Origin of the sequence: Devosia sp., assembly GCF_014860165.1 — a bacterium.
GTDB lineage: Bacteria > Pseudomonadota > Alphaproteobacteria > Rhizobiales > Devosiaceae > Devosia.
On record NZ_JACZKG010000010.1, the window covers coordinates 1 to 4215 of the forward strand.

A 4215-nucleotide genomic window follows, 5' to 3' on the forward strand; every position below is an offset into this window, starting at 1 on the left:
GATCCGCTGCATTACCTGCCGCTGATCGAGCAGAAGATCAACGCGCTCGACCAGGCCGCACCGCTGCAGGGCTGGGAACTGCCGGAGGCGTTCACGACCCTGCGCCGCCTCATGGAAGCGCGGATGGGCAAACAGGGCCGGCGCGCCTATGTGCAGGTGCTGCGCCTGATGGAAAGCTTCGATCTGGCCGACCTGCACGCAGCCGTGAAGCAGGCGCTGCATCTGGGGGCCATCAGCTTCGATGCCGTGAAGCACCTCGTCCTGTGCCGGGCCGAGCGCAGGCCGCCCAGGCTGGACCTCGACATCTATCCCTATCTGCCCAGAGCCACTGTCGAGAAGACGTCGGCCAAGGCCTATATGCGCCTGCTGGACCGTGAGGAGGAACCGGCATGAGCAGCGATGCTCCCGAACTCCTGCTCGCTCATCACCTGAAGGCCCTGAAGCTGCCGACCTTCCTGCGCGAGCACCAGAAGCTCGCCCGCCAATGCGCGGTCGAGGGCGTGGATCATGTTCGCTATCTTGCCAGACTGGTCGAGCTGGAACTGATCGACCGGGAGCGCAGGATGGTCGAGCGGCGCATCAAGGCTGCGAAGTTCCCGGCCGCCAAAAGCCTCGACAGCTTCGACTTCGCCGCCATCCCGAAGCTCAACAAGATGCTGGTGCTGGAACTGGCACGCTGCGAATGGATCGAGCGCCGCGAGAACGTCATCGCGCTCGGCCCCAGCGGCACGGGCAAGACCCATGTTGCGATCGGGCTCGGTCTGGCAGCCTGCCAGAAGGGATTGTCTGTCGGCTTCACCACGGCGGCCGCGCTCGTCAGCGAGATGATGGAGGCCCGCGACGAACGTCGTCTGCTGCGCTTCCAGAAACAGATGGCCGGCTACAAGCTTCTGATCATCGACGAACTCGGCTTCGTGCCGCTCTCCAAGACTGGGGCGGAATTGCTGTTCGAGCTGATCTCGCAGCGCTATGAGCGCGGTTCCACCATGATCACCAGCAATCTGCCATTCGACGAATGGACGGAAACGTTCGGATCCGAGCGTCTGACCGGCGCGTTGCTCGACCGCGTCACCCACCACGTCAACATCCTCGAGATGAACGGCGACAGCTATCGTCTCGCCCAAAGCCGCGCCCGAAAGGCAGGCTGACCCCCACGAAAACCCCGACGCTGCAGGCGAGAAACTCTGGTCGGGCTACGCCCTCCCGACGTTCCACGCCTGCAGCGCCAAGTGGCCTACTTTTGCGCCGCCCAATGGCCTGATTTTGCTCCGCCGTTGACAGTCATCGATGAGGGCCGACAGCGGCATGTCCTGTCTGGCGGCGACGGTCATGGCGACCAGTGGATCCGGATGCCGCCCCGGCCATTCGATGTTGCCGGCCTTGTGCGTGGGCGGGATCGAGATGGAAAAGCGTGCCGCCGAGAAGGTCGTGGCTCGCGCATCACTGAAACCAGATGCAGGATCGTCGGGGGATTCCTGTCGCAACCGGTTGGTTGCTGCATACAGGGTCACGACATCTGCTCCCGGCAGACTTGGACCCGGCACAAGGACACTCTCACCTGGTCGAGATGCGCACCCAGCGCCCAGCCAAGGTGTCACGAGAAGGACCAGCAGGAGGATCCGAACACGCATAATGTATCACGGCACCTTTCGTGAGGTCAAAAATCATATCGACACATAATAGAAGTAATCACTCACTAGTATCAACCCTCCAGGCAACCTCATTCTCAACTCACCAAGGCACCTCAGTCATGTTAGGCAAGCATCCAGCCGGGCCGCGAACGGCCGGCCAAAGGTCGGTCCGATGGTTGCGACTATCGGGCGCTGGCAGCTTCGCTCAGCGTCCGTGAAGCTATCGGCAGAACCACGATCGCCTCAAAGCCGGACGAGCTTTCCGGCCTTGGCGATTGCAAGGTGAGCTTTGACGAAATCCGATCGGCAATGCTCGCGGCGATGGCAAGGCCAAGCCCGCTGCCTTCCGTTCCGGCTGTCCCCCTCTCAAAACGGCGGGTCAGCCGGCCAAGTGCTTCTGTCGGCACGACGGGGCCTTCATTGGCGACGCTGAACGTGCCGTCCGCGCTGAGGCTTACCGTGATTGGTTTGTCGGATGCGCCGTGCCGCAGGGCGTTCTCAATGAGGTTGCGGCCGATGATGCCAAACGCATCGGGGTCGAGGTCGGACATTACCGGGTGCTCCGGCAGGGCGAGCGCGATCCGGTTCGGCGCTGTCCTCTCGATATCGTCCACGACCAGACGGGCGGTGATGCGAAGATCGGATAGATGATCGAGCCGCAACCGCCCGCCTTCTGCTCGGGCCAGTTGCAGAAGCCGTTCCGCGGTCCGGGCCAGCCGCTTCAACGAGGCCTCGATCTCGGCAGCCCTGTGGCCGGCACCGGTATCTTTCGTTTCCACCTGTATCCGCTGGGCCTGCGCGATTGCGCCTGCCAGCGGTGTTCGCAATTCATGCGCTGCGTTGGCGGCGAAGGTGCGTTCGGCCTCGAATGTGGATTTGAGTTGCGCCAGAAGCACATTGATCGCCGTCCCCACCGGGGCGGCCTCGACGGGAAGATCGTCGCAGGCGACGGGGGCGAGGTCGCGCGGCGAACGCGCGGCCAGCCGGTCGCGATAGCGGCGCAACGGGGCCAGACCCGAGCGGACAGTCAATACGATCGCCAACAGTGCGGCAGGGATGAATACCAGCAGCGGCAACCCCAGGCCCGCCCAGACATCGCGTGCCGCCGCCGCGCGATGGGCAAGCGGCTCGGCGACCGTGAGGCGGATCGTGCCTTGCAGGGCGTCCTCGCCATACAGGCGATGGGTTGCGGTCGTGCGAAAGCCCGGCCCGTCCCATTCAGGGAAGATGGCGGGATCGGCCTCATGCGATTGCAGAAGAATTCGCCCTTCGTCATCGCGCACGATATAGGTGAGGAATTCGTCGTGGTCGCGCAGGTCGGCAAGGTGCTGCGTCACACCTTCCTCCTCACGTCCGACGATCTCGACAGCGGCCAGCGGCAGCAGGCGCTGCGCCGCTTCCTGTAGCGACGAGTCGAAGATCCTGTCCATCTCGTGCCGCAGCATGACCGCCGTGACGGCGGCGGCCGCGATCCACAGAAGTGTCAGAAGGATACCCAGCGACACCCCCAACCGCATCTGAAGGCTGCGTGGCATCGTCATGGCGAACCCAGCCGGTAGCCCAACCCGCGCTCGGTCTCGATCACCTCGGCGCCCAGCTTCTTGCGCAGCCGGCTGACATGGACCTCGATGGTGTTGCTTTCCACCTCCGTATCGAAGGCATAAAGCTTTTCCTCAAGCTGTGCCTTGGACAGAAGCTGCCCCGGGCGGGTGAGGAACGCCTCGAACAGCGCCCATTCACGTGCGGTGAGCTGCACGGGCCGGCCGTCGCGGCGGATGCTGCGGCAGGCAAGGTCGACGGCAAGCGTGCCGTGGACGATGATCGGGTTGGGATTGCCGCTATAGCGCCGCGCGACCGAGCCGATGCGCGCGGAAAGCTCGGCCAGATCGAAGGGCTTCACCAGATAATCGTCGGCGCCGGCGTTCAAGCCTTCGATCCGGTCCGAAATCTGGTCCAGCGCTGTCAGGATGATCACCGGCGTCACGTCGCCGCTGGTGCGCAGCGACCGAAGGAAGGTGATGCCGCGTCCGTCGGGCAGCATGAGGTCCAGCAATACAAGATCATAGCCGGTGCCGGCCATCGCATCGCCGGCCGCGTCCAGGCGCGTGACCCAATCCACCGACTGGCCACCCGCAGCGATCTGGTCCCGCACGGCGGCACCCAGAACGGTATCATCCTCGATCAGCAGGATCCGCATGATCTTCCTACTCATTTGCCTCTGGCCATTATGGCGACCCGGGCTGACGCAAAGCTGATGGCGGGACGCCCCGGGCTTCAGCATCCCGTCAGGTTCGCGGCGCAGAATGTCATCCAGTGGCCGTTATACGGAGTGTGGTCCATGAAGAGATCGCTGACAATTCTGACCTTTCTCGTGGTCCTTCCGTCCGGGGCTGCACTTGCCGGCGACGACTGTGCCGTGCCGCTGGCAGACTGGCAGCCAAGAAGCGCGGTGGTGCGGCTCGCGGAAGAAAACGGATGGGTGGTGCGGCGCATAAAAATCGACGACGGCTGCTACGAGATAAAAGGCACAGACCGGGAAGGACGCCGCATCGAGGTGACGGTCGATCCCGGCACGCTTCAGGTG

General features: G+C 63.8%; 5 protein-coding genes and 1 pseudogene. 3 read left to right on the forward strand and 3 right to left on the reverse strand.

What is annotated here, in order from left to right; all coding sequences use genetic code 11:
* A pseudogene (locus IH615_RS02230) lies at window positions 1-393 on the forward strand (IS21 family transposase); the annotation flags it as partial.
* Entirely contained in the window at window positions 390-1148 is a 759-nt protein-coding gene (istB, locus tag IH615_RS02235) for an IS21-like element helper ATPase IstB (protein ID WP_291359466.1), read from the forward strand. The pseudogene IH615_RS02230 and the gene istB, both read left to right, overlap by 4 nt.
* A 45-nt stretch (window positions 1149-1193) precedes the next feature.
* Here istB and IH615_RS02240 read toward each other — a convergent pair whose 3' ends face one another.
* The 3 genes from IH615_RS02240 to IH615_RS02250 form a co-directional block, all read right to left on the reverse strand.
* The gene (locus IH615_RS02240) at window positions 1194-1511 is read right to left on the reverse strand and encodes a hypothetical protein (protein ID WP_291359467.1); all 318 of its coding nucleotides are present in this window, start codon (window positions 1509-1511) and stop codon (window positions 1194-1196) included.
* 302 nt (window positions 1512-1813) lie between these two features.
* Window positions 1814-3172 carry an ATP-binding protein gene (locus IH615_RS02245; protein WP_036760144.1) on the reverse strand — a complete coding sequence of 453 codons (1359 nt, stop codon included), beginning with the start codon at window positions 3170-3172 and terminating at the stop codon, window positions 1814-1816.
* On the reverse strand, window positions 3169-3828 hold the full coding sequence (locus tag IH615_RS02250) for a response regulator transcription factor (protein WP_036760145.1): 660 nt from the start codon (window positions 3826-3828) through the stop codon (window positions 3169-3171). Before IH615_RS02250 ends, IH615_RS02245 begins: the two co-directional genes overlap by 4 nt.
* Window positions 3829-3969: 141 nt before the next feature.
* On the opposite strand from IH615_RS02250, the gene IH615_RS02255 reads away from it, so the two are divergent.
* Window positions 3970-4215, forward strand: a 246-nt coding sequence (locus IH615_RS02255; RefSeq protein WP_291359470.1) for a PepSY domain-containing protein, incomplete at its 3' end; no start/stop codon positions are given.